Raw genomic sequence first — 26,869 nt, 5'->3', positions numbered from 1 at the left:
CCCCTACCGGGTTGGGGGGCGGGCGCGCGCCCGGGCGGCCGCCCGGTCGGCCGCCCGGTCGGTCGGCCGGTCGGCCGGTCGGTCCGCCGAGTGGCCGGTCGGGTGAGGGTGCGGGCAGCGCCCAGGGCGGGCGCAATGGGGTGAAGAAGCCGAAAGGTGATGTCAGGGCGTTCATCGCGAAGAGGGGACATCTATCCGGCACCCGGCGGCTGACAGCCAAAAAGTTTTGTGGGGTCTCTACAAATCAGCGGCGGTTGGTTCGGCCGTTGCACCATGGCGCCGTCCGCTCCGAGCCGGAAAAGTGATCACTGCCGGGAGCCGTCACGTCTCGGCACGTACAGATGGTCTACCAAAGGGGTCAGTCGGGTGTTCAACCGCGTCGCCATCGTCAACCGTGGTGAGGCCGCCATGCGGCTCATCCACGCGGTCCGGGAGCTGGCCGCGGAGACGGGCAGCCGGATCGAGACGGTCGCCCTCCACACCGACGTCGACCGCACGGCCACCTTCGTGCGCGAGGCCGACATCGCCTACGACCTCGGGCCCGCGTCGGCCCGCCCGTACCTGAACCTCGCGACGCTCGAGCGCGCCCTGACCGAGACCGGCGCCGACGCCGCGTGGGTCGGCTGGGGCTTCGTCGCCGAGGATCCCGCCTTCGCGGAGCTGTGCGAGAAGATCGGGGTCACCTTCGTCGGACCGAGTCCGGAGGCCATGCGCCAGCTCGGCGACAAGATCGGCGCGAAGCTGATCGCCGAGGAGGTCGGCGTGCCGGTCGCGCCGTGGAGTCGCGGCGCCGTCGAGACCCTGGAGGCCGCGACGGCGGCAGCGGCCGAGATCGGCTACCCGCTGATGCTCAAGGCCACCGCCGGCGGCGGCGGGCGCGGCATCCGCGTGGTCACCAGCGACGCCGAACTCGCCGACGCGTACGAGCGCACCAGCCAGGAGGCGGCGCGGGCGTTCGGCAGCGGCATCGTGTTCCTGGAGCGCCTGGTCACCGGCGCCCGGCACGTCGAGGTCCAGGTGATCGCCGACGGTCAGGGCACCGCGTGGGCGCTGGGCGTGCGGGACTGCTCGGTGCAGCGGCGCAACCAGAAGGTCATCGAGGAGTCGGCCTCGCCGGTGCTCGACAAGGCGCAGGCCGCCGAGCTGAAGATGTCGGCGGAGCGGCTCGCCGTGGCGGTCGGCTACCGGGGCGCGGCGACCGTCGAGTTCCTCTACCACCCCGGCGACCGGCTGTTCGCGTTCCTGGAGGTCAACACCCGCCTGCAGGTCGAGCACCCGATCACCGAGCTGACCACCGGATTCGATCTGGTCAAGGCGCAGCTGCACGTCGCGTCGGGCGGGCGGCTCGTGGGTGACCCGCCGGTCGAGCGCGGGCACGCCATCGAGGCCCGGCTCAACGCCGAGGACCCCGACCGCGACTTCGCGCCGTCGCCGGGGCGGATCGCGCGGCTCGACCTGCCCGCCGGGCCGGGCATCCGGGTGGACACCGGCGTCAGCGAGGGCGACACCATTCCGGCCGACTTCGACTCGATGATCGCGAAGATCATCGCGTACGGACGGAACCGGGACGAGGCGCTGGGCAAGCTGCGGCGGGCGATGGCCGACACCACCGTGATCATCGACGGTGGCGCGACGAACAAGAGCTTCGTGCTCGACCTGCTCGACCAGCCGGAGGTCATCGACGCCAGCGCCGACACCGGCTGGATCGACCGGGTCCGGGGCGAGGGCCGACTCGTCACGCACCGGCACTCCGCGGTCGCCCTGGCCGCCGCCGCGATCGAGTCGTACGAGGAGGAGGAGCGCGCCGAGCGGCAGCGGCTGCTGTCGACCGCCGCCGGTGGACGTCCGCAGGTGCAGCACGCCAGCGGCCGACCGTTGGACCTCAAGCTGCGGGGCGTCACCTACCGGCTGCGCGTGGCCCGGATCGGGGCGCACCGGTTCCGCGTGGGCATCGAGGTGGGCGGCGACGTCCGCACGGCCGACGTCGAGCTGGACCGCTTCGACCGGCACACCGGTCAGATCGCCGTCAACGGCGTCCGCTACCGCCTGCTGACGGGCACCCACGGCCCGACCCACCTCGTCGAGGTGGACGGCGTGACGCACCGGGTCAGCCGCGACGAGGGTGGCGTCCTGCGCTCCCCCATGCCGGCGCTCGTCGTCGCCACCCCGCTGGAGGTGGGCGCCGAGGTCGAGGCGGGCGCGCCGGTGCTGGTGCTGGAGGCCATGAAGATGGAGACGGTGCTGCGCGCGCCGTTCCGGGCCCGACTCAAGGAGTGCGCCGTCTCGGTGGGCAGCCAGGTGGAGGCCGGCGCCCCGCTGCTGCGGCTGGAGCCGGTCGCCGACGAGGCCGCCGACACCGTGGCCGCTCCGAGCGGCCCCACCGTCGAGCTGGACCTGCCCGCCGCCGACGCCGGTCTGTCGGCGTACGAGCGCAGCCGGCGCGGTCAGGAGGACCTGCGCGGCCTGCTGCTCGGCTTCGACGTCGACCCGCACGACGACCGTCGGGTGCTCGACGACTATCTCGTCGTACGCCGGTTGGCGGCCGAGGACGGGCACCGGCCGCTGGCCGCCGAGGTGGACCTCATCGACGCGTTCGCCGACCTGGCCGAGCTGAGCCGGAACCGGCCGACCGGCGAGGACGGCGGCGCGCACGCCCGCAGCGACCGGGAGTACCTGCACACCTACCTGCAGAGCCTCGACGTGGAGCGGGCCGGCCTGCCGGACGCCTTCCAGGCCAAGCTCGCCAAGGCGCTCAGCCACTACGGCGTGACCGACCTGGAGCGCTCCCCCGGCCTGGAAGCCGCCGTGTTCCGGATCTTCCTGGCCCAGCAGCGCGCGTCCGTCGACGCCACCGTCGTGGCGTCGCTGCTGCGCGAGTGGCTGCGCGAGACGCCGCCGGACGAGTCGCTGCGGGAGCCCGCCGGTCTGGCGTTGGAGCGGCTGGTGGCCGCGACGCAGGTCCGCTTCCCCGCCATCGCCGACCTGGCCCGGGGCGTGGTGTTCGCCTGGTTCGCGCAGCCGCTGCTGCGCCGCAACCGCGCCCGCGTCTACGCGCAGGTACGGGCCCACCTGCGACACCTGGACGCCCACCCGGACTCGCCCGACCGCGCCGGGCGCGTCGCCGAGATGGTCCGCAGCACCGAGCCACTGGTCCGTCTGCTGGGCCAGCGCCTCGTGCGGCACCACCTCGACAACACGGTCATGCTGGAGGTGCTCACCCGCCGCTACTACGGCAACAAGGCGCTCAACCGGGTGCGGACCCGCGAGTTCGCCGACTGCTCCTTCGTGGTCGCCGAGCGGACGGACTCCACCGTGGTCTCCGCGGCCGTACGCTTCGACGGGCTGGGCGACGCGCTGCGCGGGCTCGCCGAGCTGGCCGGTGCCGAGGACTCCGTCGACGCCGACATCTACCTCGGCTGGGAGAACCAGCCGGAGGACTTCGACGCGATGGCCGCCGCGCTGCGCGACGTGCTCGCCGCCCATCCGCTGCCGGCGCAGGTCCGTCGGCTCACCGCCACCGTCGCGGGGCGCGGCGGGGCGGTGATGCACCACCACTTCACCTTCCGCCCGTCGGACGCCGGGATGGTCGAGGACCGGCTGATCCGCGGTCTGCACCCGTACATCGCGCAGCGGATGCAGTTGGAGCGGCTGCACAGGTTCGACCTGACCCGGCTGCCGTCGTCGGACGAGGAGGTCTACCTCTTCCAGTGCGTGGCGCGGGAGAACCCGGCCGACGAGCGCCTGGTGGCGTTCGCCCAGGTACGTGACCTGACCGAGCTGCGTGAGCAGGACGGCCGGCTGGTGGCGCTGCCCACCGCCGAGGACGCGGTGGCGGCCTGCCTCGACTCGATCCGCCGGGCCCAGTCGCGCCGGCCGTCGAAGACGCGCTTCACCACCAACCGGATCGTCGTCTACGTGTGGCCGCCGAGCGAGCTGACCCGCGAGGAGATGGAGATGATCGCCGGGCGGGTGCGCCCGACGACGGTGGGCGCCGGCCTGGAGGAGATCCTGTTCATCGCGCGTCAGCGGGACCGGCGCACCGGTGAGCTGACCAAGATCGCCGTACGGATCTCGTTCGACGCCCAGGGCGGCGCGGAGCTGACCGTGGGCGAGCCGCCGGCCGAGCCCGTCGAGCCGCTCGACGAGTACCGGCTGAAGGTGCTGCGGGCCAGCAGCCGCAACACGGTGTACCCGTACGAGCTGACCGGTCGGCTCGGTGAGTTCGTCGAGCACGACCTCGACGACGCGCACGTGCTGGTGCCGGTGGACCGGCCGAGGGGGCGCAACCGCGCCGCGATCGTCGCCGGTGTCGTCACCGCGCCCACCGAGCGACACCCGCAGGGCGTGACCCGGGTCGTGCTGCTCGGCGACCCGACCAAGTCGTTGGGCGCGCTGTCCGAGCCGGAGTGCCGGCGCGTGATCGCCGCGCTGGACCTGGCCGAGCGGATGCGGGTGCCGGTGGAGTGGTGGGCGCTGTCCGCCGGGGCCAGGATCTCGATGACCTCGGGTACGGAGAACATGGACTGGGTGGCGGCGGCGCTCAAGCGCATCGTCGAGTTCACCCAGGCCGGCGGTGAGATCAACATCGTGGTCGCGGGCATCAACGTGGGCGCGCAGCCGTACTGGAACGCCGAGGCCACGATGCTCATGCACACCAAGGGTGTCCTGGTGATGACCCCGGATTCGGCGATGGTGCTCACCGGCAAGCAGTCGTTGGACTTCTCCGGCGGCGTCTCCGCCGAGGACAACTTCGGCATCGGCGGGTACGACCGGGTGATGGGCCCGAACGGGCAGGCGCAGTACTGGGCGCCGAACCTGACCGCAGCGCGGGACGTGCTGATGGCCCACTACGAGCACACGTACGTCGCCCCCGGCGAGGAGGCCCCCCGGCGGTCGACCACCACCGACCCGGTGGACCGGGATATTTCGGAGTTCCCGCACGACGTGGCGGGCAGCCCGTTCCGCACGGTCGGCGAGATCTTCTCGGCCGAGGCCAACCCGGACCGCAAGAAGCCGTTCGACATCCGGACGGTGCTGCGGGCCCTGGCCGACCAGGACCGCCCGGTGCTGGAGCGGTGGGCGGGCATGGCCGACGCCGACACGGCGGTCGTGCAGGACGCCCACCTGGGCGGCATCCCGGTGTGCCTGCTCGGCATCGAGTCCCGGTCGGTGCCGCGTCGGGGGTTCCCGCCCACCGACGGCCCGGACACCTACACGGCGGGCACGCTCTTCCCCCGCTCGTCGAAGAAGGCCGCGCGGGCCATCAACGCGGCCAGCGGCAACCGGCCGCTGGTCGTGCTGGCCAACCTGTCGGGCTTCGACGGCTCGCCCGAGTCGATGCGCAAGCTGCAACTGGAGTACGGCGCGGAGATCGGCCGGGCGATCGTCAACTTCCAGGGTCCGATCGTGTTCTGCGTGATCTCGCGGTACCACGGCGGCGCGTTCGTGGTGTTCTCGAAGGCGCTGAACCCGAGCATGACGGTGCTCGCGTTGGAAGGCTCGTTCGCCTCGGTGCTCGGTGGCGCCCCCGCCGCCGCGGTGGTGTTCTCCGCCGACGTCAACGCCCGTACGGCCGCCGACGAGCGGGTACGCGCCCTGGAGGCCCGGGTCGCCGCCGCGTCCGGCACCGAGCGCGCCGCGCTGACGGCCGAGCTCGACGAGCTGCGCTCCTCGGTGCGGGCGGAGAAGCTCGGCGAGGTGGCTACCGAGTTCGACCGGGTGCACAACATCCAGCGGGCCGTCGAGGTCGGCTCGGTGGACGCGGTCATCCGCGCCGCGGAGCTGCGTCCGCGCGTCATCGAGGCGATCGAGGAACGGCTGAACGCCTGATCGGCCGCCGGTCCCGCTGAGTGGGGACGGCGCCGACCCATCCGGGTCGGTGCCGTCCCCACTGCCGTTGCCGCCCTGCCGCGCGGTGCAGCGGCGAAACTTTCATCCGATGACTATCCACAGTCGCGCAGCTCACCCGACTCTTTTCCGGAAGTTTTCAGAGTTGACGGGACCCATCGACGGCCATAATGTTTCGAACGAGTTTCCGGTTCTTCGAAGCCACTCCCCCGTGCCCTTTCATTCCCGGGCCGCACCCTTCCTTCAAAGATCGACATTTGTCGATCATCATCGAGAGGTAGGCAGATGAAGCCAAGACGGTGGATCAGCGCCGGCGTCGTCGCCGTCGCGACCGCTGCGGCGTTGAACGCGGTTCCGGCCACCGCGAGCCGGCCGTACGACCCGACCACCCAGACGCTCGCGGCCCTCGGCCAGCGCCACGGCCTGAAGATCGGCACCGCGGTGAACGCGGAAGCCCTCAACGACACCAACGACCCGCGCTACCGCCAGCTCGCCGCCTCGGAGTTCTCCTCGGTCACCGCCGAGAACGCGATGAAGTGGGAGAGCCTGGAGCCCACCCGGGGCACCTACGACTGGACGGCCGCCGACCAGCTCATCCAGTTCGCCCAGCGCAACCGCCAGAGCGTCCGGGGCCACGTGCTGGTCTGGCACAACCAACTGCCCGCCTGGCTCACCAGCGGCGTCGCCGACGGCACCATCAGCAAGCAGGAGTTGCGCGAGTTGCTGCGCAAGCACATCACCGCCGTCGTGAGCCGCTACCAGGGCAAGATCTGGCAGTGGGACGTCGTCAACGAGGCGGTCAGCGACCCCTGGGACACCCCGTCGACGCTGCACTACAAGGGTTTCTGGGCGCAGAACCTGGGTCCGGACTACATCGCCGACGCGTTCCGCTGGGCCCGCGCCGCCGACCCGAAGGCGCTGCTGTTCTACAACGACTACAACATCGAGGCGTTCGGCTCGGGCAACCCGGCCGACGACAAGACGCAGTTCGTCTACGACATGGCCAAGGGCCTGCGCGCCAAGGGCGTACCGATCGACGGCGTCGGCTCGCAGGGCCACCTGGGCACCCAGTACGGCAACTTCGACACCCTCCAGGTGACCGCCGCCCTGAAGCGCTTCTCCGCGCTCGGCCTGGCGACCGCGTTCACCGAGGTCGACGTTCGTAGCCAGCTGACCGCAGGCGTCCAGGCCGGCAACTCCGAGGAGATCAACCCCCGGTTGCAGGCGTCGGCCGCCAACTTCAGCGTGCTGATGAAGGCGTGCCTCGCCGTACGCGACTGCCTGTCGTACACCGTCTGGGGTTTCAGCGACAAGTACTCGTGGGTGCCGGACTGGTTCAACGACCCGCCGGAGGGCCTGGCCACCATCTACGACGAGAACTACCAGCCCAAGCGGGCGTACCAGGAGCTGAAGTCGGATCTGATCTTCGCCGGCCCGCCGTACGTCCTGCCGCGCGTCGCGCCCCGACCGCACCGCTGAACCGGCACGGGTCGTGCGGGGTCCACCCTCCCCGCACGGCCCGTGTCAGCGTGCCACTGTCAGGTCGTCATCGGGCAGGAGCGGGCGCATGAACGTCCGCTCGTAGCGCACCACACAACCCGACTCGTCGCGGATGGCGTCGGCCGCGACGAACTCCGGGTCGTGGCCGAACCGTGCGCGGTACCGCTCGTACGCCGCGAGGCTGTCGAAGCTGAACAACGCCTCGGCCCGGTCGCTGGCGCCCTCGGCGGGCAGAAAGTAGCCGTGGTGCACGCCGCCGTGCCGGGCCACGAGCCGCATCCACGCGCGGGCGAACTGTTCGAACGTCTCGATCTGCGCGGGGTCGATGGTGTAGTGCACGACGCAGGTGATCATCGGTCCACCATAGGGCTCCTTCGCCGGGACGGCCGGCAGTAGGATCGCGGGCACCTCGGCGACGATCGTCGCCGCCCGGCCGGAGCCCCCATGTCCACAGATCCGCCCGGCAACACCAGCCACCGTCGAGGCAGACCCCTCGGTACGCACCGGGTGATCCGTCGGGCCCTCGCCGTCGCCTGCCTGGTCGCCGTCGCCGGGCTGCCCGCCAAACCCGTGCCCGCGTCACCCGCGCCCACGACGCTGATCGTGGCGCAGATGAACCTGTGCAACAGCGGACGCGCCGGCTGCTACACCGGCCGGTCGCTGGCCCGGGCCGCCGAGCTGGTTCGGGCCGAGCGCCCCGACCTGGTCACTCTCAACGAGATCTGTCAGGACGACGTGCCCTCGCTCGCGGCGGTGTTCGCCCGGGCCCACGGCGGCGCGGAGGTCGTGTCGGCCTTCCAGAGCGCCGGCGACCGGCCCAGCGGCGCCGACACGTTGTGCCGCAACGGCCAGGCGTACGGCATCGGTCTGCTGACCCGGCTGCCGTCGGCGGGCAGCCGGTACGCCGTGCACAGTGGAATCCACCGGACGCAGGACCTCGCGGACCCCGAGGAGCGACCCTGGCTCTGCGTGCACATCGACGGGGCGCTCAACGCCTGCACCACCCACCTCGCGGCCACCAGCCACGCCGTCGCGCTCGCCCAGTGCGGCGACCTGCTCGACGAGATCCTGCCCGCCATCGGTCCGCGCACCGGGTACGCCCCCACCGTGCTGAGCGGCGACCTCAACCTGCGGGTCGACGACGTGGGGTCCTGCGTGCCGCCCGGTCACCACCGCGTCGGTGACGGCGCGGTGCAGCACCTCGTCACCAGCGCCGACGTCACGCTCTGCTGCGCGCGGTCGGTGGGCATGGGCGGGGCGACCGACCACCCCGCCCTGTTGGCCACCCTCGTCGTCGACGGCGCTCGCCGCTGACGACGACCGTCAGTCCTCGTCGTCGTCCGGTTCGAGGTCCTGCTCGTAGTAGTCGAGGTCCTCCTCGTCCATGTCCTGCGCGGCCAGGGCCCTCTCGGCCTCGTCCGCGCGACCCTGGGCCCGCAGCGCCAGGGTCAGCACCGCGGTGGCCTCGTAGCCGTGTTCGTCGGGGTCCTCGGCCAGCACCTCCCGGGCCTCCGCCTCGGCGCGGGCCGGCTCACCGAGACGCAGCCGCAACCGCGCCCGGTGCAACCGGGCCGAGCGACGATCGTCCGCCAGCTCGTCGCCGTCGAACAGGGTGACGGCCCTGTCGAGCCGGTCGAGCGCTTCGGCGGTACGGCCGGCGCGGTCCAGCAACTGCGCGGCGGCCACCTGGTCCCGGCCCGACAGCTCAGCGGAGGTGGGCCGCGCCGCCGCCCCGAGGGCATCGACGCGCTCCAGCACCGCCCAGGCGACGTCGTCCGGCGGCCGGTTGGCTAGCCGAACCAGCGCCTTGCGCAGCACCCGCAGCTCGGCGTCGGCGTCACCGTTGGCCCGGTGCCGGTCGGCGGCCGTGACCAGGTGGGTGACCCCCTCCGCACCGTGGAGCAGGTCAGCGGCGTCCTCCAGGACAGCCTCCAGCGGCGGCAGCCCGTCGGGCAGGTCCCCGGCCCGGATCAGCTCGGCCAGCACCACCCGCGCGGCATCGCGGTGGTGGTAGCCCCGGCGGTACAGCTCCCACAGCAGGTGGCGGCAGCGCAGCCCGTCGTCGCGCAGACCGACCCGGTCGAGGCTGCGGACCGCCTCCTCGGCGGCCTCGATCGCGTCCTCCTGCCGGCCCGCGTTGCGCAGGGTGTGCGCCACGTCCAGCCGGGTCCGCGCGGCGCCGGCCCGGTCGCCGGCCGCGGTGAGCGCGGCGACCCGTTCGACGAGCGCGGCCAACGCCGGGTCGGCCGCCCGCTCGGACGTGGTGACCCGCCCGGCGAGGACGGTGAGCGGCACGTGCCGCGCCACCGGCGTCGCCGCCATGCGCGCCTCGACCCGCTCGCTCTGGTGCCGGTTGCCGTTCCGGACGTCGAACCGGGCGGCGATCGCGCGGGCCTGCGCGGTCACCTCGTCGTGGACCTCGGCGACCGTCGCCTCCCAGCGGCGGGTGCCGTCGTCCGAGCGGCGGGACACCACCAGGTCCGCGTGTCCCGCCGCGCGCAGCCGGCCGAGCACCAACGCGGCGGACGCGGCGAACTCCATCGCCGCGTACGGCGACGAGGGGCGCTCCAGCCAGCTCAGGTGCCGCTCCACCAGCTCCAGGCCCCGCGCCTCGTTGCCGGTCAGCCCGCAGAACAGCACGTGCTGGGCGAGGTTGTCGAGGTGGTGACGGTCGTCGCGGATGCGGCGGTAGCCGTCCCGGTGGGCCTCGACGGCCTCGTCGAAACGGCCCGTCCGCAGGTACGGCGTGAGCAGCTCGCTGAGCATCCACTGTGGCTGTTCGGTGCAGCCGCCGCGCTTGTACGGCTCCCCGATGGTGATGGCCTCGTCGAACCGGCCGAGCGACGCGAGGTGCCGGACCTGCCCCGACGGAACGCATGCCTGGCAGTCGGACATCGAGTCCCGCTTGGCGGTGACCATCCGGTCGTACGCCTCCTGGGCGGCCGCCATGTCCCCGACGTGGTGTGCCACGAGCCACCGGTGCTGGTGCACCGCGTGCAGGCTGTGCCCGGCGAGCTGGTAGCGGCGCTGCATGTCGTCGAGCACCGCCATGGTGCGCTCCAGCGGGATGTCCGGGAACTGGGGCAGTGCCCAGACGATCCACTTGAAGTCCCACAGCAATGTGCGGGTGTGGTGCCCGTGGACCACCTCGGGCTGCCGATCGGCGATCGCGAGGCACCAGGAGAAGGCGAGGAACGCCCGGGTGGGGTCACCGCCGTGATGGAAGTCGCTGATCGCGTTGATCCGGGCCGAGAAGGCGAACGGCACGTCGCCGGCCGCGTCGGCGTGCCGGAAGACCGCGTCCAGCGCGGCGAACCGCACCGGGCCACGCGGCAGCGCGTACGCCTGGCTGAGGCGTTCCCGCAGCTCCTGCTCGGAGGTGGTCATCGGGTTCCCTCCATGGCGCGGGCGAGCAGACCGAGGAACGACTGGTTCAGGGCGGCCGTGTCGGCGGGCCGCAGCGGTTGGTGGCCCAGCAGCAATGCCTGCACGTACAGGCCCTCGATCGCGAGCGTCGTCAGCTCGTCGTCGCCGGTGGCGATGGCCTGCCGGACGAGGGGGTTGCGGTGGTTGAACACGAGCTGCGGTCGCTCGTCGCGACCCTCGGTGAAGGTGCCGAGGATCGACGACCACAGCTCGTCGGCCTGCTCCTGCCCCTGACGCAGGTCCACCGCCAGGGCGGTGTCACCGTCGAGCAGGTGCAGCGCCGGCATGCTGGCCGGTTCGAAGGCACGCACCAGCACCTGCACGCCGAGCCGGTCGAGGGTGCGCTGCGCCAGAACGAGGAAGGGCCGCACGGCCAGCTCGACGTCCGGGTCGAGCGGTTCCAGCCGGGTCGCCAGGTCACTCGCGGTGAGGATCTCGGTGGCGACGCCGCTGTCCACGTCGGGCAGCCGACGCAGCAACTCGGCGTCGTAGACGTAGCCCGCGTTGACCACGGCGATCCCCTGGGCGGCGGCGACCGCGGCGAGCTGCCGGAACTCGTCCACCGACGGCGTGTACCGCACCACGCCGTGCCGCTCGCGGAACTCGGCGAGCGTCAGCGGGCCCATGTTCGTCTCGAACGGCCACCACTGCTCGACCAGGCGCAGCATCTCGTCGTCGTGCACGGCGAGGGCCTTGACGCCGAGGTGGTGCACCCGCAGGAAGGCCTGGAGGCGACGCGGGTCGGTGCGCCCGAGCCGGGTCATCCAGCCGCGCAGGGTGTCACCCAGCGCGTCGCGGACCTCGTCGAGCAGCGCGTTCTCGTAGAGCGCCTCCCGACTCGCGGTGGGGCGCAACTCGGTGGTGTCGACCACGCAGCGGACGAAGAAGGCCCACTCCGGCAGCAGCCGTTCGATGTCCTCGGAGAGCAGCATCTGTTTGAGGTAGACCCGGTGGGCCACCCGCGACGTCGGGTTGGCCGGCATGGGCAGCACGAACGCCACCCCGCGCAGGCCGGCCGCGGGCACCGCCAGGTCGATCACGTCGAAGGGCGGAAAACCGAAGACCTCCTGGGCGTACGCGTCGAGACGCTCCCGCCGTGCCGCCGCCGGCTCGGCCGGGTCGTTCTCCCAGGGGGCGAGGCCGGTGGTGATGGCCTCGTGCTCGACGTGGACGTCGATCGGCAGCAGCGACCCGTACAGCGCGGCGATCTCGACGACGGTGTCCCTGCGCAGCCAGTGCTCGGCGCCGCGCCGGGGCACCAGCGTCACGGTGGTGCCCTGCTCGGGGCGTTCCCGCTCGGCCGGGGCGACGTGCAGCTCGTAGCGCCCGTCGCCGTAGCCGATCCACTCGACGGTCGGCGAGCCGGCCGCACGGGTGGACACCCGGATCTCGTCGGCGACCAGGAAGCAGGAGAGCAGCCCGATACCGAACTGGCCGAGGAACTCGTGCCGGGCGAATCCCAGCTCGTCCCGCTTGGAGCTGCGGCCGATCGTGGCGAGCAGCTCGTGCACCTGCGCCTCGGTCAGACCGACGCCGGTGTCCTCGACGCGCAGGGTGCCGTCCCCGGTGGACTCCGGTGGGTGGATCCGGATCGCGCCCGGCGCGCCGGGCTCGCCCACCCGACGGGCGGTGATCGCGTCGACGGCGTTCTGCATCAGCTCGCGGACGTAGACGCGCGGGCTGGCGTACAGGTGGTGACTGAGCAGGTCGACGATGCCGCGCAGGTCGACGTGGAAGGTGTAGCTCACAACCGCCCTCTCCCGTGATCCGATCGGCTGCACCCTAGCGGCTGACCTGATCCGCTGGGGGGCGCGTTTTCGTCGGACGGTCGTGCCATGCTGCCGCTCACCTTCAGGGCGAGGAGCACAACGGATGGTCACGGTGATGGTTCGGGACGAGACGGCGACCGGCAGGGCCGTCGACAGTTGGCCGTTGACGGGCCTGCCGGAGCGCATCTCCGCGCGGGAGCTGGTCCGGCTACGGGTCCGCGAGGAGGTGGCGCGGTTCAACGCCGAGCGGCCCCGGCACTTCCGGGGCCTGGTCCAGCCGACCGACACGGAGGCCTCGCTGAACGGCTACCGGGTCGCCCCGGGCCGGCGACTCGACTGGGAGGCGCAGGCGGACCGGGCCTGTGCCGCGTTCGCCCACAACGGTTTCCTGCTGCTGGTCGGCGACCACCAGGTCGACGACCTCGACGAGGAGATCGACCTGCGAACCGATCCCGACGTGGCGTTCGTCCGGCTCGTCGCGCTGGTGGGCGGCTGACATGGGTGACTGGACGGCGCTGCTCCCCCACCTGAGCGACGCGGACCGGCGGCAGGTGGAGACCGGTCTCGCCGAGGCCGACGAACGGATCCGCGCGGTGCTGCGCATCGCCAGCACCTACCACTGGGGCTCCTCGGTGACGAGCGTGCCCGAGTGGTCCACGGTGGAGTCGTGGTCGGCCGAGGAGCGCCGCCGCGCCGCCCTGGCCCTGCACCGGGGATCGACGTCCGGGATGAGCGGGGTGATGCCCGATCTCGCCACCGAGGATGTCCCCTTCACGCGGGCGGACCTGCTGTGGTGCCTGGACGTGGTCGCTCGCCGAGGCGGCGTCGACGACGGCACCGACCTGGAACTACCCGCCCTGATCGCGCCGCGCCTGACGGCCGCCGAGCTGGCCGATCTGGTGCCGGCGCTGTCCGCCCTGAGCAGCGAGCTGCTCGACGACCACTTCGTCACGGCGGCGACCCGACGGCGGACCGTCACGCTGCTCGGCCAGGCCATCGACCGTGCCACCGGCAGCCGCCTGCCGGCGTGGCTGCTGCACCGCGGGGACACCTTCGGGCCCGCCGTCCGTGCCGACCTGGGGGGCGACCTCGTCGAGCCGGGCGTGCCGGAGCTGCTGGAGCACTGCGCCGCGCTGGACAAGCCGGCGGCGACCGCGAAGTGGCTGCGTCGCCTCGACGAACTGCTCGTGGCCGCGCACGGCGGCCGGCAGGTCGTCCGCCGGCTCCTCGACGCGTTCACCGCCCACGGGCGGAGCGTGCACGACGACACGGACCGCCTCCTGCGCGGGCTGGTCTGGGCGCTGTCCCGCGAGCGCGACGAGCGGGCGACCGAGCTGCTGGCCCGGGCCACCGCCAGCGCGGCGTCCGCGCGGCGCGAGGCCGCCGGATTCCCGTACGCCTCGCGGACGGCCATCGCGGCGGTACGGCTGCTGGCCGACCGCGACGGCGACGTGCCGCTGCGCACGCTGGCCCGCCTCGCCGTGACGGTCCGCAACAAGGCCGTACGCAGCCGGGCCCAGACCGCGCTGACCCAGCTCGGGGCCCGGCGCGGCTGGTCGCTCAGCGAGGTCATGGAGCTGGCCGTCGACGACCACGGACTCGGACCGGACGGGCGGCTGACCCGGGCGGTCGGCCCGTACCAGGCGACGGTCGAGATCGTGGGCGAACGGGCACGCCTGGTCTTCGCCCGCGACGGGGCCACCCTCAAGGGCGTTCCGGCGCAGGTGAAGCAGTCCCACGAGGACGACCTCGCCGAGCTGCGGGGCCTGGTCAAGCGGATCGGCGCGACGCTGGTCAGCGAGCGGCAACGCGTGGAAGGGCTGCTGTCCGAGGAGCGCGTCTGGTCGTACCCCGACTGGTCGTCGCGCTTCCTCGACCACCCGGTGACCGCGACCTACGGGCGGCGTCTGCTGTGGGAGACCAGCGCCGACGGCCGGCGCTGGACGGCCGGTCTGCCCCGGCGCAACGGCGACGGGTGGACGATCGTCGACCGGGACGGCCACGCCCTCGCCCACGGATCGGTCCGGTTGTGGCATCCGGCCCGCGCGGACACGGCCGAGGTGCTGGCCTGGCGCGCGCACCTGGTCGCCGCCGGCCTGACGCAGCCGTTCAAACAGGCGTTCCGGGAGGTCTACCTGCGCACGCCGGCGGAGGAGAAGACGGAGACCTACTCGAACCGCTTCGCCGCGCACATCCTGCGCTACCGGCAGGCCAACGCCCTGCTGCGCGCCCGTGGCTGGCAGGCGGGCTACCTGGGCACGTGGGACGGCGGACGACAGCGAAGCCACCAAGGTCTTCGGCGGCGGCGCATGGCGGGCGTCCTTCCACCATGAACTCGTCGACGACCAGGAGAAGCGTCGCTACGACGTCGAGTACTGCTCGACCGACCAGGTGCGCTTCGCCCGGCACGACGGCAAGACGTGGCAACCGGCGCGGATCATCGACGTGCCGCCGCTGGTGTTCACCGAGGCCATGCGCGACGTGGACCTGTTCGTCGGCGTCACCTCGATCGCCACCGATCCGCAGTGGGCCGACCGTGGTGAGGACCGCTTCTCCATGTACTGGCACCGCACGGCGGTGGCGGAGCTGACCCCGTCCGCGCAGGTACGCCGGGACGCGCTCGCCCGGCTGCTGCCCCGGATGGCCATCGCCGACCGGGTGGACCTCGCCGAGCGGTACCTGCGGGTGCGGGGCAACCTGCGCGCGTACCGCATCCACCTCGGGTCGGGCAACATCATGATGGAGCCCGACGACAGGTACCTGTGCATCGTCGCCGCCCGCAGCCAGACCGGCCGTCTGCATCTGCCGTTCGACGACGACCCCATGCTCGCCACGATCCTGTCCAAGGCGATCATGCTGGCCGCCGACGACCGCATCACCGACCCCACCGTCCTGAGCCAACTCCGACCCACGGTGATCGGTTGATGCCGACCGAGCGAGTGGACTACCGGCGCATCGCCAACGAGATCGCCGAAAGGATCGAGTCCGGAAAGCTTGCGCCGGGCGGGAAGCCACCGTCCACGCGGGAACTGGCCGAACAGCACGGCGTGCACATCTCCACGATCAACCGGGTGATGACGATCCTGAAGGATCGCGGATTGGTCGAGGGACATCCCGGTAAGGGTTCTACGTGGCCGAGGCTGGGCAACCCGAGTAGCGGTACCGGGCTGCTCAGGGCACGTCGATGACGACCTTGCCGGTGCTGGTGCCGGCCTCCACGACGGCGTGGGCGTCCGCGACGGTGTCCAGCGTGAACCGCCGGGGGTCGACGATCGGCCGAAGCGCGTCCGCGTCGGCCAGCGCGCTCGCCTCGCGCAGGATCTCGCCGTGCGCGTCGCGCCCCTGGCCGGTCAACAGTGGCAACAGGGTGAAGACGCCGGAGTAGCTGGCGCCCCGGAACGACAGCGGCGCCAGGCTGTGCGTGCCCCAACCGAGCGCGCTCACGACGCGGCCGGTGTAGGTGCGCACGGCGAGGAACGACTTGTCCAGGGTGGCCCCGCCGACGGTGTCGAAGACGACGTCGAAGCCGTCGCCGCCGGTGTGCGCGGCCACGTAGTCCTCGAACTCGGTGGCGTTGTAGTCGATCGGCGTCGCGCCGAGCCCCGCGATGGTCTCCAGGTTCCGGGACGAGCCGGTGGCGAAGACCTCCGCGCCCCGGGCGCGGGCGATCTGGATGGCGGACTGCCCGACGCCGCCGGCGCCGCCGTGCACCAGGACCCGCTGGCCCGGGCGCACCTGCGCCCGGTGCACCAGCGCCTCCCAACTGGTGATGACGGCCAGCGGCAGCGCCGCCGCCTCGCGCAGGCTCAACGACTGCGCCGAACGGGCCAGCAGTCGGGCGTCGACGGCCGCGTACTCGGCGAGCGACCCCTGAACATCACCGACTCCACCGGTGAGCCCGTACACCTGGTCACCCTCGGCGAGGCCGACGACACCGGGGCCGACCTCCGCCACGACACCCGCCAGGTCCAGGCCGAGGACGACGGGCGGATGGTTCCGGGCGTGCGCGGCCTTCCCTTCACGGATCTTGGTGTCCAGCGGGTTGACGCCACTGGCCGCGACTCGGACGAGCACCTGTCCCGCGCCGGGGGTTGGCGTGTCGACCTCCTCGACGACGAGCGGGCCGCCGAATTCGTTGAGCACTACCGCGCGCATGGCGCTCCCTCGCCTTCGTCGTACCTGATGCCTCCAACGATGCCCACCCGGGGGCGTCGATGGCGGGTCATCGGGAAAAGCGAGGTGGTGCCCAGCGGGCCACCGACGCGTGCGTCAGGGCAGCAGGAGGATGTGCAGGCGGCGGGGGCCGTGCACGCCCTCGACGCGGATCAGCTCGATGTCGCTGGTGGCCGACGGCCCGCTGATCCAGGTCAGCGGGCGCTGTGGCGTCAGCCGGGCCAGTGCCTCGGGCACGGTGGCCACCACCTGGTCGGCGCGGACCACGCAGACGTGCAGATCCGGCAGCAGGCTGAGCACGCGGCGTCCCTGGTCGGGCGAGCCGTCGAGGACGACCGTCCCGGTCTGGGCGACGGCGACGGCGGCGGCGGTGACGACGCCGTCGGCCGCGCCGATCCGCGCGTGGTCGAGACCGTCGTCGGGCAGCGCGGTCACCGTCGCCGGCAGCCAGGCGGGGGCCAGACCCGGGGGTACGACGACCGTGCCGCCCGCCGGCAGGATGTCGGCGATCGTGTCGGCGACGGCGGCCTCGGGAACCCGGTGCACCTGCGCCCGGTAGTCGGTCAGGCGCTGCGCCAACTGGTCGAGGTCCGCGTCGGCGGTCCGGCGGTAGTGGCGCGGCACCGGCACCGGATCGGCGGGACTGCCGGCGAGCGCGGCGCGCAGCCGGCCGAGGACGAGGTCGCGGGAGGTCACCGGGCGGCCCACCACTCGCGGAAGGTCTGCTCCGGCGGGTCGGGCAGGTCGCGGCTGGCGGTCCAGCCGTTCAGCGGCGGGGGCAGGCCCCGGCCACGCCGACCGGCGAGCCGGCTCAGCCGGGCCGCGCCCTGCCCGGCCGCGAACAACCGGGGTCGGTCCATCGTGTACGCGGCGGCGGCCATCGCGATCGACTCGGCGGTGGGTCGCTGTCGCGCCTCGACGGCCTCGGCGCGCAGGTGCACCAGCACCTCCGGAATGTTGATCTTGACGGGGCAGGCGTCGTAGCAGGCGCCGCAGAGCGTCGACGCGTACGGCAGGGACGCGTTGTCCTCGATGCCGGTGAGCTGCGGCGACAGCACCGCCCCGATCGGACCGGGATACACCGACCCGTACGCGTGCCCGCCCGCGCGCTCGTAGACCGGGCACACGTTGAGGCACGCCGAGCAGCGGATGCACCGCAGCGCCTGCCGCCCGACCTCGTCGGCGAGCACCGCGCTGCGCCCGTTGTCCAGCAGGACCAGGTGGAACGCCTGCGGCCCGTCGCCCGGGGTGACGCCCGTCCACATCGAGGTGTACGGGTTCATCCGCTCCCCCGTCGACGCCCTCGGCAGGAGTTGGAGGAAGACCTCCAGGTCACGCCAGGTGGGCACCACCTTCTCCACGCCCATGACGGTGATGAGGGTCTCCGGCAGCGTCAGGCACATCCGGCCGTTGCCCTCGGACTCCACCACGGCGAGGGTGCCGGTCTCGGCGACGGCGAAGTTCGCGCCGGACACCGCCACCGGCGTACTCAGGAAGGTCTGGCGCAGGAACCGGCGCGCGGCGGCCGCCAGGGCCGTCGGGTCGTCGGTGAGCGCGGGGTCGACGCCGGGCATCTCGCGCAGAAAGATCTCCCGGATCTCGGCGCGGTTGCGGTGGATCGCGGGTACCAGGATGTGGCTCGGCCGGTCGTCGCCGAGCTGCACGATCAGCTCCGCGAGGTCGGTCTCGACGGCGGTGATCCCCGCCGCCTCCAGGGCCTCGTTGAGCCCGATCTCCTGGGTCGCCATCGACTTGACCTTGATGACGCGGTCCGCGCCGGTCGCCTGGACGAGGTCGGTGACGATGCGGTTGGCCTCGATCGCGTCCGCCGCCCAGTGCACCACGCCGCCCGCCTCGACGACCTTCGCTTCGAGCTGTTCCAGCAGCTCGGGCAAGCGGTGCAGGGTGTCGGTCTTGATGGCCGCGCCGGCCGCGCGCAACTGTTCCCAGTCGGTCTGCTCGGCGATCACCGATCCGGACTTGGTCCGGATCGTCGTCGTAGCGTGCCGCAGGTTCCGCCGCAGTTGCGGGTCGGCCAGACTGCGCCGCGCGGCGGTCGGGAACGACTCGTCGCCGCGCAGGTGCCCCACGCCACTCGGCGCGGTCGTCGGCATCCCGAGGAACGTGCGGCGGGTCACGACCGGGCCGCCGCTGCGCCGCTGGTCTCCGTCGACGCCAGGATCTCGGCCAGGTGCACGGTGCGCACCCCGGTGCGCAGCCGGGACAGTCCACCGCCGATGTGCATGAGACAGGACACGTCACCGGCAGCGCACACGTCGGCGCCGGTGTCCAGCACGTGGCGCATCTTGTCCGCCAGCATCGCCGTGGACGTCTCCGGGTTCTTCACGGCGAACGTGCCGCCGAAGCCGCAGCACTGCTCCGCCGCCGGCAACTCGACCAGGTCGAGGCCGCGCACCTCACGCAGCAACTGTCGCGGCCGGTCGCCGACCCGCAGCATCCGCAGCGAGTGGCAGGTCGGATGGTAGGTGACCCGGTGCGGGTAGTACGCGCCCACGTCGGTCACGCCGAGCACGTCCACGAGCAGCTCCGACAACTCGTACGTCCGCGCGGCCACCGACTCGGCCCGGTCGGCCAGGCCCTCGTCGCCCGCGTGCCGGGCCACCATCGCGTGCTGGTGCCGGACCGACCCGACACAGGAGCCCGACGGCGCGACGATCACGTCGTACGGATCGAAGGTACGCACGTGGCGGCGCACCAGCGGCACGGCCTCGCGCCGGTAGCCGGTGTTGACGTGCATCTGCCCGCAGCAGGTCTGCTCGGTCGGGAAGACGACCTCGTGGCCGAGCCGTTCCAGCAGCCGTACGGTCGCCGTGGCCGCCTGCGGGAACATGGTGTCGGCCAGGCAGGTCACGAAGAGCGCGATCCGCACAGCACACCCCCGCCCGTCGTCACGGTCGGACCCGCAGGTGGGTGACCCCACCGTCGACGTCCAACACCGTACCCGTGGTCGACGCCGATCGGGGTGACGCGAGGTAGAGGATCGCGTTGGCGACCTCCTCCGGGGTGACCAGCCGTCCGATGGGTTGGCGGGCCCGCAGCGCGGCCCTCTCGGCCGCCGGGTCGTCCGCCTGCGCGAGCAGCCGCCCCACCCACGGGGTGTCCGCCGTACCGGGGCAGACGCAGTTGAACCGGATGCCCTCGCGGACGTGGTCGGTGGCCATGGCGAGGGTCAGCGACAGCACGGCGCCCTTGCTGGCCGAGTAGAGCGCGCGGCCCGGCAGGCCGTTGAGCGCCGCGATGGACGAGATGTTGACGACCGACGCGTGCTCCGAGCGGCGCAGCCAGGGCAGCGCGGCGCTGACCACCCGGGCCATGCCGACCACGTTGACGTCGAGCACCCGGTGCCACTCGTCGTCGCCCTGGTCGGCGACGGTTCCGGTCGCGCCGATGCCGGCGTTGTTGACCACCACGTCGAGGCCGCCGAGCACGCTGGCCGCCTCGGCGACCGCCGCGTCCACCGACGGCCGACTCGACACGTCGGCGGTGATGCCGGCGATGCCGTCGTCAAGCCCGCTCGGGTCGAGGTCGAGGACGGCCACCCGGGCACCCCGGGCGCGCAACTCCACGGCGGTGGCGCGGCCGATGCCGGACGAGCCGCCCGTGACGATGGCGGCCAGCCCGGCGAACTCCCCGCTCATGCCGCCACCAGCGTCTGGCGTGCCCGACCCAGGCCGGCGACCTCCAGCTCCACCACGTCGCCGGCGCGCAGGTACGGGTGATCCGGAAGTCCCAGCGCCACCCCGGCCGGCGTCCCCGTGTTGATGACGTCGCCCGGGTACAGGACCATGAACTGGCTCAGGTACCACAGCACGTGCGCCACCGGGAAGATCATGTTGGCGGTGGAACCGTCCTGGCGAAGCACGCCGTTCACCCAGAGGCGCAGCGCGAGCGACTGCGGGTCGTCGACCTCGTCGGCCGGCACGAGACTCGGCCCCAGCGGGTTGAAGGTCTCGCAGCTCTTGCCCTTGTCCCACTGGCCGCCACGCTCCAGCTGGAAGGCGCGCTCGGAGACGTCGTGCGACACCGCGTACCCGGCGACGTGGCGCAGGGCCTGCTCCGGAGACTCGGCGTACCGGATGGTCGTTCCGACGACGACCGCGAGTTCGACCTCCCAGTCGGTCTTGGTCGAGCCACGGGGGACGAGGACGTCGTCGTACGGCCCGACGATGGTCATCGGGTCCTTCATGAAGACGACCGGCTCGGCGGGCAGCGCCGCGCCCGTCTCCGCCGCGTGGTCGCGGTAGTTGAGTCCGATGCAGACGATCTTGGCCGGACGCGTCACCGGGGCACCCACCCGCAGCGACGCGGCCCCGGACAGCTCGGACAGCTCGCCCCGGTCGAGCGCGCCGCGCGTCCGCGCGATCCCGTCCGACGCCCAGAACGCCCCGTCCAGGTCGGCGGTGAGCGGCCGCAGGTCGAAGGTCGTACCGTCGTGCTGGACGACCGGGATCTCCTGGCCGCTCGGGCCGAGGCGCTGGAAGTTCATCTCACCCTCCTCTGTGTCCGGGCTGACTCGCGGGGGTGGCGGACACCACCGCATTCAACACCGACACGCCTCGCCGCCCGCACGGCGGGATCACCTCGGTCGACGGATTGGGACGCGGCCACCACGCCGCGTCGGCGGTGTGGCGCGATGGTCCGGGTCGCCTCAGCGCCGGACGGCACCGGCCGGCGTCAGCGCGGCGGATTGTCCCGGCGGGAGGGGAACGGGGTTCCGGGCTGCCCGAGGGTGGAGCGGGCGCGCAGCCCGACCGGGTCCGGGGCGGCTGCCGGCGCGGCCGGGGTGGGCTCCGGGGTCCGGCGCGCGTCCAGGTACGCGGCGGCAGCCAGGTCGTCGTCGGTGGGCGCGGCGAGCAGGGCGTAGAGCAGCCCGACCACGCCGAAGATCACCGCCACGACGATCGGCACCAGCAGGGCGCTCACTCCCGCACCGGTCACTCCGCCCGAGCGCTCGTGCAGGTGAACCGAGAGGGCGCTCATGCCGGTGAAGTGCATGCCGTTCACCGCGACGCCCATGACCAGGGCGGAGGCGAAGATCGCCAGGCCGCGCCGGACGGTCATCGCGAGCCACAGGGCCACCGTCGCGGCGACGATGGCGATGACCACCGAGAGGACGACCCGGATGGCGTCGTAGCCGAGGCTGCCGTTGAGGCGCATCGCCGCCATGCCGGTGTAGTGCATGGCGGCGACCCCGGCGCCGGTGAACACGCCGCCGGCGATGAGGCGTACCGGGTTCAGGCGGCCGGTGCCGACGATCGCCAGGCCGATGCCGACGGCGACCACCGCGATGGCGGTGCTGGCGGCGGTCAGTGGCACGTCGTACCGGATGCGGGTGCCGTCGACGGCGAAGCCGAGCATGGCCATGAAGTGCATGGCCCAGATGGCGGTGCCGCCGAGCGCCCAGGCGGCCAGGAGGCCCCACCAGGCGCGCTGACCGGCGGTACGGGCCGTGCGGATGCGTCCGGCGCAGACCAGCCCCAGGACCGACCCGAGCACCGACAGCGCGTAGCTCAGCGCGGGCGTGATCCACCCGTACTCAAAGTGATTGATGTCCGCCACGGCGATGTTTCTCCCCACTCGTTACCGGCGCGTAAGCACAGCGCCGGGGCAATGATCAGGGGTGCTCCGAGCAGGCGCAATAGCACCCCGGGACTATTCGTGGGGTGCCGTCACGGTGACCGTCTGATGCGTCGATTCATCGGGACGTTTGACCGAAAGTGATCATCAAGCCGAGGTGTGGTACGCCAGCACTCCCCGGTTGATGGCCGCAATCGCCTGCCGGGCCGTGGAACGCAGCTCCGGCGACGCGCCGCCGGAGTCGGAAAGTTGACCAAGAAGGTCGACCACCTGCCGCGCCCACCGGACGAAGTCGCCGGCCGGCATCTCGCCGTCGATCTCGTGCCCGCTGCCGAGCACCTTCGCCAGGGCCTCGCCCCGGGCCCACCGGTAGACCGGCCAGGCGAAGCCCAGATCCGGCTCGCGGGTCGCGGTCAGCCCACGGGCCGCCTCGTCGGCCTCGATCTCGCCCCACAGCTTCAGCGTCTCGTCCACCGCGTCGGAGACCGGGCCGCGCGGCAGGGACGCCCGCTCGTCGACGTCCCGGCGCGCCTCGAAGACCACCACGGACACCGCGGCGGCCAGCTCGGCCGGGGAGAGCCCGTCCCACACGCGTCGACGCAGACACTCGGCGACCAGCAGGTCCGCCTCGGTCCAGATCCGGCCGAGCATCCGACCGGCGTCGGTCACCGCGCCGTCGCGGCCGAGGTACCCACGCTCGGTCAGCAGCGCGACGATCCGGTCGAACGTCCGGGCGAGGGAGCCGGTACGCCCGGACACCCGCTCGCGCAGCTCGTCGGTGTCCCGTTCGAGACGACGGCGGCGCTCCGCCCAGCGGGCGTGCTCCTCCCGCTCCGGGCAGGCGTGACAGGGGTGGTTACGCAGCTCGCTACGGAGCTGGCTGAGCCGGTGGTCCTCGCCCGGCGTCTGCCGGGAGCGGCCACCTCGGCGGCCGCCGTGCCGGTCCAGGCCGGTGCCGCTTACCTCGGCGGCGAGGTCCCGCCGAGCCCCCGGCGAGCGGTGGTTGAAGTGCTTGGGCACCCGGATCCGGGCCAACACCTCGGCGGGCGTGGTGAAGTCGCCCGGGCTGACCCGCCCCGCCCAGCGGTCCTGGGTGAGCACCAGCGGACGGGGTTCGCCGAACCCGCCGGTCGCCGGGTCCAGCACGACGGCCAGACCGGCCCGTCGGCCCGACGGCACCCGGATCACGTCGCCGATACGCAGCCGCTCCAACGACGCCACCGCCGCGGCCTTGCGCTGGGTCTGCCCCTGCCGGGCGATGGCCTTCTCCCGGTCGGCGATCGCCACCCGCAGCGCGAAGTACTCGTCGAAGTCGCCGTGGTGGCAGGCGGCCTCCGCGCCGTACGCCTCGATGGTCTCGGTGTTGCGCTGCACCTGCCGCGCCAGGCCGACCACCGACCGGTCGGCCTGGAACTGGGCGAACGAGGACTCCAGCAGCGCCCGGGCGGGCTCCGCGCCGACCGAGCCGACCAGGTTCACCGCCATGTTGTACGACGGCCGGAAACTGGACCGCAGCGGATAGGTGCGGGTGGAGGCGAGCCCGGCCACGTGGCGCGGGTCGGTCTCCGGGGACCACACCACCACGGCGTGCCCCTCGACGTCGATGCCCCGTCGGCCGGCGCGGCCGGTGAGCTGGGTGTACTCCCCCGGGGTCAGGTCGACGTGCGCCTCGCCGTTGTACTTGACGAGGCGTTCCAGCACCACGCAGCGCGCCGGCATGTTGATGCCCAGGGCCAGCGTTTCGGTGGCGAAGACCGCCTTGACCAGGCCCCGGACGAACAGCTCCTCGACGACCTCCTTGAACACCGGCAGCATGCCGGCGTGGTGGGCGGCGAGGCCGCGCTCCAGGCCGTCCAGCCACTCCCAGTAGCCCAGCACCGTCAGGTCCTCGCCGGGGATGGCGGTGACCCGGGACTCGACCACCCGGCGGATCTCGGCGCGCTCCTCGGGCGAGGTGAGCCGCAGCCCGGCGGCGAGGCACTGCTGCACGGCGGCGGCGCAGCCCGCGCGGCTGAAGATGAACAGGATGGCCGGCAGCAGACCCTCCCGGTCCAGCCGGTCCACGATGTCCGGGCGGATCGGGCCGCGCCAGCGGGGACCTCGGCGTCCGGAGCCCGGCCCGGCGCTGCGCCCCTCCCCCAGCTCCAGGCGACGCATCGTGTCGCGGGTGTAGCGCAGCAGCTCCGGGTGCACGTCGTGCTTGCGGGCGGCGTCGGCGTCGTGGAACAGGTCGAACATCCGCTTGCCGACCAGCATGTGCTGCCACAGCGGTACCGGCCGGTGCTCGCTGACCACCACGGCGGTCTCGCCGCGCACGGTGACCAGCCAGTCGGCGAACTCCTCGGCGTTCGACACGGTCGCCGACAACGAGACCAGGGTGACCGACTCCGGCAGGTGGATGATCACCTCTTCCCACACGCCGCCGCGGAACCGGTCGGCGAGGTAGTGCACCTCGTCCATCACCACGTAGGCGAGCCCCTGCAAGGTGCTGGAGCCCGCGTAGAGCATGTTGCGCAGCACCTCGGTGGTCATCACCACCACGGGCGCGTCGCCGTTGATCGCGTTGTCGCCGGTCAACAGGCCGACCTGCTCGGCGCCGTACCGGTCGACGAGGTCGTGGTACTTCTGGTTGGACAGCGCCTTGATCGGCGTCGTGTAGAAGCACTTGCGCCGGGCCGTTGGCGGCGTCGCGCCGCCGGCCGCCGGCGGGTCGTCGGGCCGCCCCCGCAGAGCCAGGTGTACGGCGAACTCGCCGACCACGGTCTTGCCGGCGCCGGTCGGGGCGCACACCAGCACACCGCTGCCCCGCTCCAACGACTGACACGCCTCGCGCTGGAAGTCGTCGAGGTCGAACCCCAGGTCCAGGGCGAACTCGTCCAGCGCCGGAAACTCGGAGGCCTGCGCGGCCCGGCGGCGCGCCGCGGCGTACCGCTCGGCGGGGCTCGACATGGCACCAAGATTAGTGCGTGCCGGCACAGTGCACCCCACAAGGCCGTCCGGCAGGGCTGTCGGCGAGGGTCGGTAGGGTGCACGGCGTGCCGGACCATGCCGAACCGCCCCAGACCACTCCGCCGGGCAGCGCCACCGCCCGCCGGACGTCCCGACGGCCCGTGAAGGCGGTGCTCTTCGACTTCCACGGCACCCTGGCCCAGGTGGAGGAGCCTCGGCAGTGGGTGCTGGAGGCCGCGGCGGCGTGCGGGGTCACCCTGGACCGGGTCCGCGCCACCTCGCTGGCCGACCGCCTGCTGACCGCCGGCCGCGCGGGCGGCCCGCTACCGGCCCGGGTTCCGCCCCGGCTGGCCGAGCTGTGGGCCGACCGGGACCTCTACCCGCACGCCCACCGGGGCGCGTACACGGGGCTGGCCGAGACCGTGGACGCCGGCATCGAGGGGTTGGCCGACGCGCTCTACGAGCGTCTGCTCCTCGCCGAGGGCTGGGTGCCCTACCCGGACACGGCCCCCACGCTGGCCGCGCTGCGCGACGCCGGCGTACGCGTCGCGGTGGTCAGCAACATCGGTTTCGACCTGCGCCCGCACTTCGACGCCTGGGGGTTGACCGACCTCGTCGACGCGTTCGTGCTGTCGTACGAGGTGGGGCGCTGCAAGCCCGACCCGGCGATCTTCTGGCGCGCGTGCGGGCTGCTGGGCGTCGACCCGGAGCAGACGCTGATGGTCGGCGACAGCCCGGCCGACGCGGGCGCGGTGGCCGCCGGCTGCGCGGTGCTGGTGCTGCCGGCCGCCGAGCCGGGCCGGGAGAACGGGCTGGGCGCGGTCCTGGACCTGGCCCTGCCCACCTGACCCACATTCGAGGACCGTCAGTCCGGCATGCGGATGACGGGTAACTCCCCGTCGCCGTACCGGTCCTCCCCGGTCAGGATGGCGGCGTCATGGTCGAGCACGGCTAGCACCGTGGTGGCGAGATCAACCCGACCCGTCAGCGTCCGCCAGTAGCTGAGCTCGTGCCAGGAGCGCCCCTCGGTGGAGAGCACCGCACAGGCGTCCAGGGTCAGCAGCCGGTGCAGGGTCGCTCGTTCCTTCGGATCGCTGACGATTGCCAGGGCCTCCGCCACGGTCACGGCAGTTACACCGAACCTGTTGCGGTCCTGGATGACCTCGTGCAGAGGCTCCCCGACATGCACCGAACCCGCGAGATACGCCAGCAGCGCCGACCGATCCAGCACGAGTCGGACCGGCCGCTCCTCCCCGGCGCTCACACGGCAGGCTGGTCGGCAGCTTCCAGCATATGCTGGCGTGCCCGCTCCCGAAGTGCCCGACGACGCTCCGATGACCAGTCCGCCTCGACGGCGGCACGGCGGGCGCGTGCCTCGGCCACACCCTGCTCCGTGATCTGGACGCCCTGGTGAGCCAGCTCCGCATCCAGGGCGTCCAGACGCATCCGGTCTCGAACGGCCTGGGTGATGTAGGCGCTGGCGTTGGCCTCGCGCTCCAGGCGCTCCGCCACGTCCGGCGGAACGGAGATGGACAGCTTGCGCATCGCGGTGGTCATACCAGAGACCGTACGCAGGTGGCACCGCATTGGCGAACACCTTCGGCGTG

21 protein-coding genes are annotated in these 26,869 nt (G+C 72.7%); 8 read left to right on the top strand and 13 right to left on the bottom strand.

Annotation, left to right across the window (positions count from 1 at the left end):
• Nucleotides 1–366: 366 nt before the first annotated feature.
• A complete protein-coding gene (locus tag ABZ272_RS28740; protein ID WP_355053059.1) occupies nt 367–5,829 on the top strand; it encodes a carboxyl transferase domain-containing protein in 5,463 nt (1,820 codons plus the stop codon).
• A gap of 303 nt (nt 5,830–6,132) precedes the next feature.
• Nucleotides 6,133–7,326 (top strand): endo-1,4-beta-xylanase, encoded by a 1,194-nt coding sequence (locus ABZ272_RS28735; RefSeq protein WP_355053058.1) that lies wholly within the window; start codon nt 6,133–6,135, stop codon nt 7,324–7,326.
• Nucleotides 7,327–7,371: 45 nt separating this feature from the next.
• On the opposite strand, the gene ABZ272_RS28730 is transcribed toward ABZ272_RS28735, so the two are convergent.
• Nucleotides 7,372–7,701: an NIPSNAP family protein gene (locus tag ABZ272_RS28730; RefSeq protein WP_355053057.1), complete on the bottom strand. Its 330-nt coding sequence runs from the start codon at nt 7,699–7,701 to the stop codon at nt 7,372–7,374.
• Nucleotides 7,702–7,791: 90 nt separating this feature from the next.
• On the opposite strand from ABZ272_RS28730, the gene ABZ272_RS28725 reads away from it, so the two are divergent.
• Nucleotides 7,792–8,661 (top strand): endonuclease/exonuclease/phosphatase family protein, encoded by an 870-nt coding sequence (locus tag ABZ272_RS28725; protein WP_355053056.1) that lies wholly within the window; start codon nt 7,792–7,794, stop codon nt 8,659–8,661.
• 9 nt (nt 8,662–8,670) lie between these two features.
• Here ABZ272_RS28725 and ABZ272_RS28720 read toward each other — a convergent pair whose 3' ends face one another.
• Nucleotides 8,671–10,734 carry a hypothetical protein gene (locus ABZ272_RS28720; protein WP_355053055.1) on the bottom strand — a complete coding sequence of 688 codons (2,064 nt, stop codon included), beginning with the start codon at nt 10,732–10,734 and terminating at the stop codon, nt 8,671–8,673.
• A complete protein-coding gene (locus tag ABZ272_RS28715; protein ID WP_355053054.1) occupies nt 10,731–12,521 on the bottom strand; it encodes an HSP90 family protein in 1,791 nt (596 codons plus the stop codon). The genes ABZ272_RS28720 and ABZ272_RS28715 overlap by 4 nt, the downstream gene beginning before the upstream one ends.
• Before the next feature lie 124 nt (nt 12,522–12,645).
• On the opposite strand from ABZ272_RS28715, the gene ABZ272_RS28710 reads away from it, so the two are divergent.
• Genes ABZ272_RS28710 through ABZ272_RS28695 form a run of 4 tightly spaced genes read left to right on the top strand, consistent with a single transcriptional unit; the run spans nt 12,646 to nt 15,730 of the window.
• Nucleotides 12,646–13,038: a hypothetical protein gene (locus tag ABZ272_RS28710; RefSeq protein ID WP_355053053.1), complete on the top strand. Its 393-nt coding sequence runs from the start codon at nt 12,646–12,648 to the stop codon at nt 13,036–13,038.
• Nucleotide 13,039: 1 nt separating this feature from the next.
• Nucleotides 13,040–14,875 carry a DUF4132 domain-containing protein gene (locus tag ABZ272_RS28705; protein WP_355053052.1) on the top strand — a complete coding sequence of 612 codons (1,836 nt, stop codon included), beginning with the start codon at nt 13,040–13,042 and terminating at the stop codon, nt 14,873–14,875.
• On the top strand, nt 14,775–15,467 hold the full coding sequence (locus tag ABZ272_RS28700) for a hypothetical protein (protein WP_355053051.1): 693 nt from the start codon (nt 14,775–14,777) through the stop codon (nt 15,465–15,467). The genes ABZ272_RS28705 and ABZ272_RS28700 overlap by 101 nt, the downstream gene beginning before the upstream one ends.
• A complete protein-coding gene (locus tag ABZ272_RS28695; RefSeq protein ID WP_355053050.1) occupies nt 15,467–15,730 on the top strand; it encodes a winged helix-turn-helix domain-containing protein in 264 nt (87 codons plus the stop codon). Before ABZ272_RS28700 ends, ABZ272_RS28695 begins: the two co-directional genes overlap by 1 nt.
• Here ABZ272_RS28695 and ABZ272_RS28690 read toward each other — a convergent pair.
• The 8 genes from ABZ272_RS28690 to ABZ272_RS28655 form a co-directional block, all read right to left on the bottom strand.
• Complete coding sequence (locus ABZ272_RS28690; RefSeq protein WP_355053049.1) at nt 15,714–16,697, bottom strand: zinc-dependent alcohol dehydrogenase family protein; 984 nt, start codon at nt 16,695–16,697, stop codon at nt 15,714–15,716. The genes ABZ272_RS28695 and ABZ272_RS28690 overlap by 17 nt on opposite strands.
• A gap of 114 nt (nt 16,698–16,811) precedes the next feature.
• Entirely contained in the window at nt 16,812–17,411 is a 600-nt protein-coding gene (locus ABZ272_RS28685; protein WP_355053048.1) for an LUD domain-containing protein, read from the bottom strand.
• Nucleotides 17,408–18,829: a LutB/LldF family L-lactate oxidation iron-sulfur protein gene (locus ABZ272_RS28680; protein WP_355053047.1), complete on the bottom strand. Its 1,422-nt coding sequence runs from the start codon at nt 18,827–18,829 to the stop codon at nt 17,408–17,410. The genes ABZ272_RS28685 and ABZ272_RS28680 overlap by 4 nt, the downstream gene beginning before the upstream one ends.
• A 20-nt stretch (nt 18,830–18,849) precedes the next feature.
• Nucleotides 18,850–19,605, bottom strand: coding sequence for a (Fe-S)-binding protein (locus ABZ272_RS28675; RefSeq protein WP_355053046.1), 756 nt, complete (start codon nt 19,603–19,605; stop codon nt 18,850–18,852).
• A gap of 19 nt (nt 19,606–19,624) precedes the next feature.
• Nucleotides 19,625–20,374 carry an SDR family oxidoreductase gene (locus tag ABZ272_RS28670; RefSeq protein WP_355053045.1) on the bottom strand — a complete coding sequence of 250 codons (750 nt, stop codon included), beginning with the start codon at nt 20,372–20,374 and terminating at the stop codon, nt 19,625–19,627.
• Nucleotides 20,371–21,222 carry a fumarylacetoacetate hydrolase family protein gene (locus tag ABZ272_RS28665; RefSeq protein WP_355053044.1) on the bottom strand — a complete coding sequence of 284 codons (852 nt, stop codon included), beginning with the start codon at nt 21,220–21,222 and terminating at the stop codon, nt 20,371–20,373. The genes ABZ272_RS28670 and ABZ272_RS28665 overlap by 4 nt, the downstream gene beginning before the upstream one ends.
• A 188-nt stretch (nt 21,223–21,410) precedes the next feature.
• Entirely contained in the window at nt 21,411–22,295 is an 885-nt protein-coding gene (locus ABZ272_RS28660; protein WP_355053043.1) for an MHYT domain-containing protein, read from the bottom strand.
• Between the two features lie 165 nt (nt 22,296–22,460).
• Entirely contained in the window at nt 22,461–25,262 is a 2,802-nt protein-coding gene (locus ABZ272_RS28655) for a DEAD/DEAH box helicase (protein WP_355053042.1), read from the bottom strand.
• An 86-nt stretch (nt 25,263–25,348) separates the two neighbouring features.
• On the opposite strand from ABZ272_RS28655, the gene ABZ272_RS28650 reads away from it, so the two are divergent.
• Complete coding sequence (locus ABZ272_RS28650; RefSeq protein WP_355053041.1) at nt 25,349–26,110, top strand: HAD-IA family hydrolase; 762 nt, start codon at nt 25,349–25,351, stop codon at nt 26,108–26,110.
• A 17-nt stretch (nt 26,111–26,127) separates the two neighbouring features.
• On the opposite strand, the gene ABZ272_RS28645 is transcribed toward ABZ272_RS28650, so the two are convergent.
• Both ABZ272_RS28645 and ABZ272_RS28640 read right to left on the bottom strand, forming a co-directional pair.
• On the bottom strand, nt 26,128–26,526 hold the full coding sequence (locus tag ABZ272_RS28645; RefSeq protein ID WP_355053040.1) for a hypothetical protein: 399 nt from the start codon (nt 26,524–26,526) through the stop codon (nt 26,128–26,130).
• Nucleotides 26,523–26,819 (bottom strand): hypothetical protein, encoded by a 297-nt coding sequence (locus ABZ272_RS28640; RefSeq protein WP_355053039.1) that lies wholly within the window; start codon nt 26,817–26,819, stop codon nt 26,523–26,525. Before ABZ272_RS28640 ends, ABZ272_RS28645 begins: the two co-directional genes overlap by 4 nt.
• Between the last annotated feature and the right edge of the window lie 50 nt (nt 26,820–26,869).

The organism is Micromonospora sp. NPDC005979 (genome assembly GCF_040614415.1).
In the GTDB taxonomy this organism is placed as follows: Bacteria; Actinomycetota; Actinomycetes; order Mycobacteriales; family Micromonosporaceae; genus Micromonospora.
This window is presented reverse-complemented; position numbering and strand designations above follow the sequence as displayed.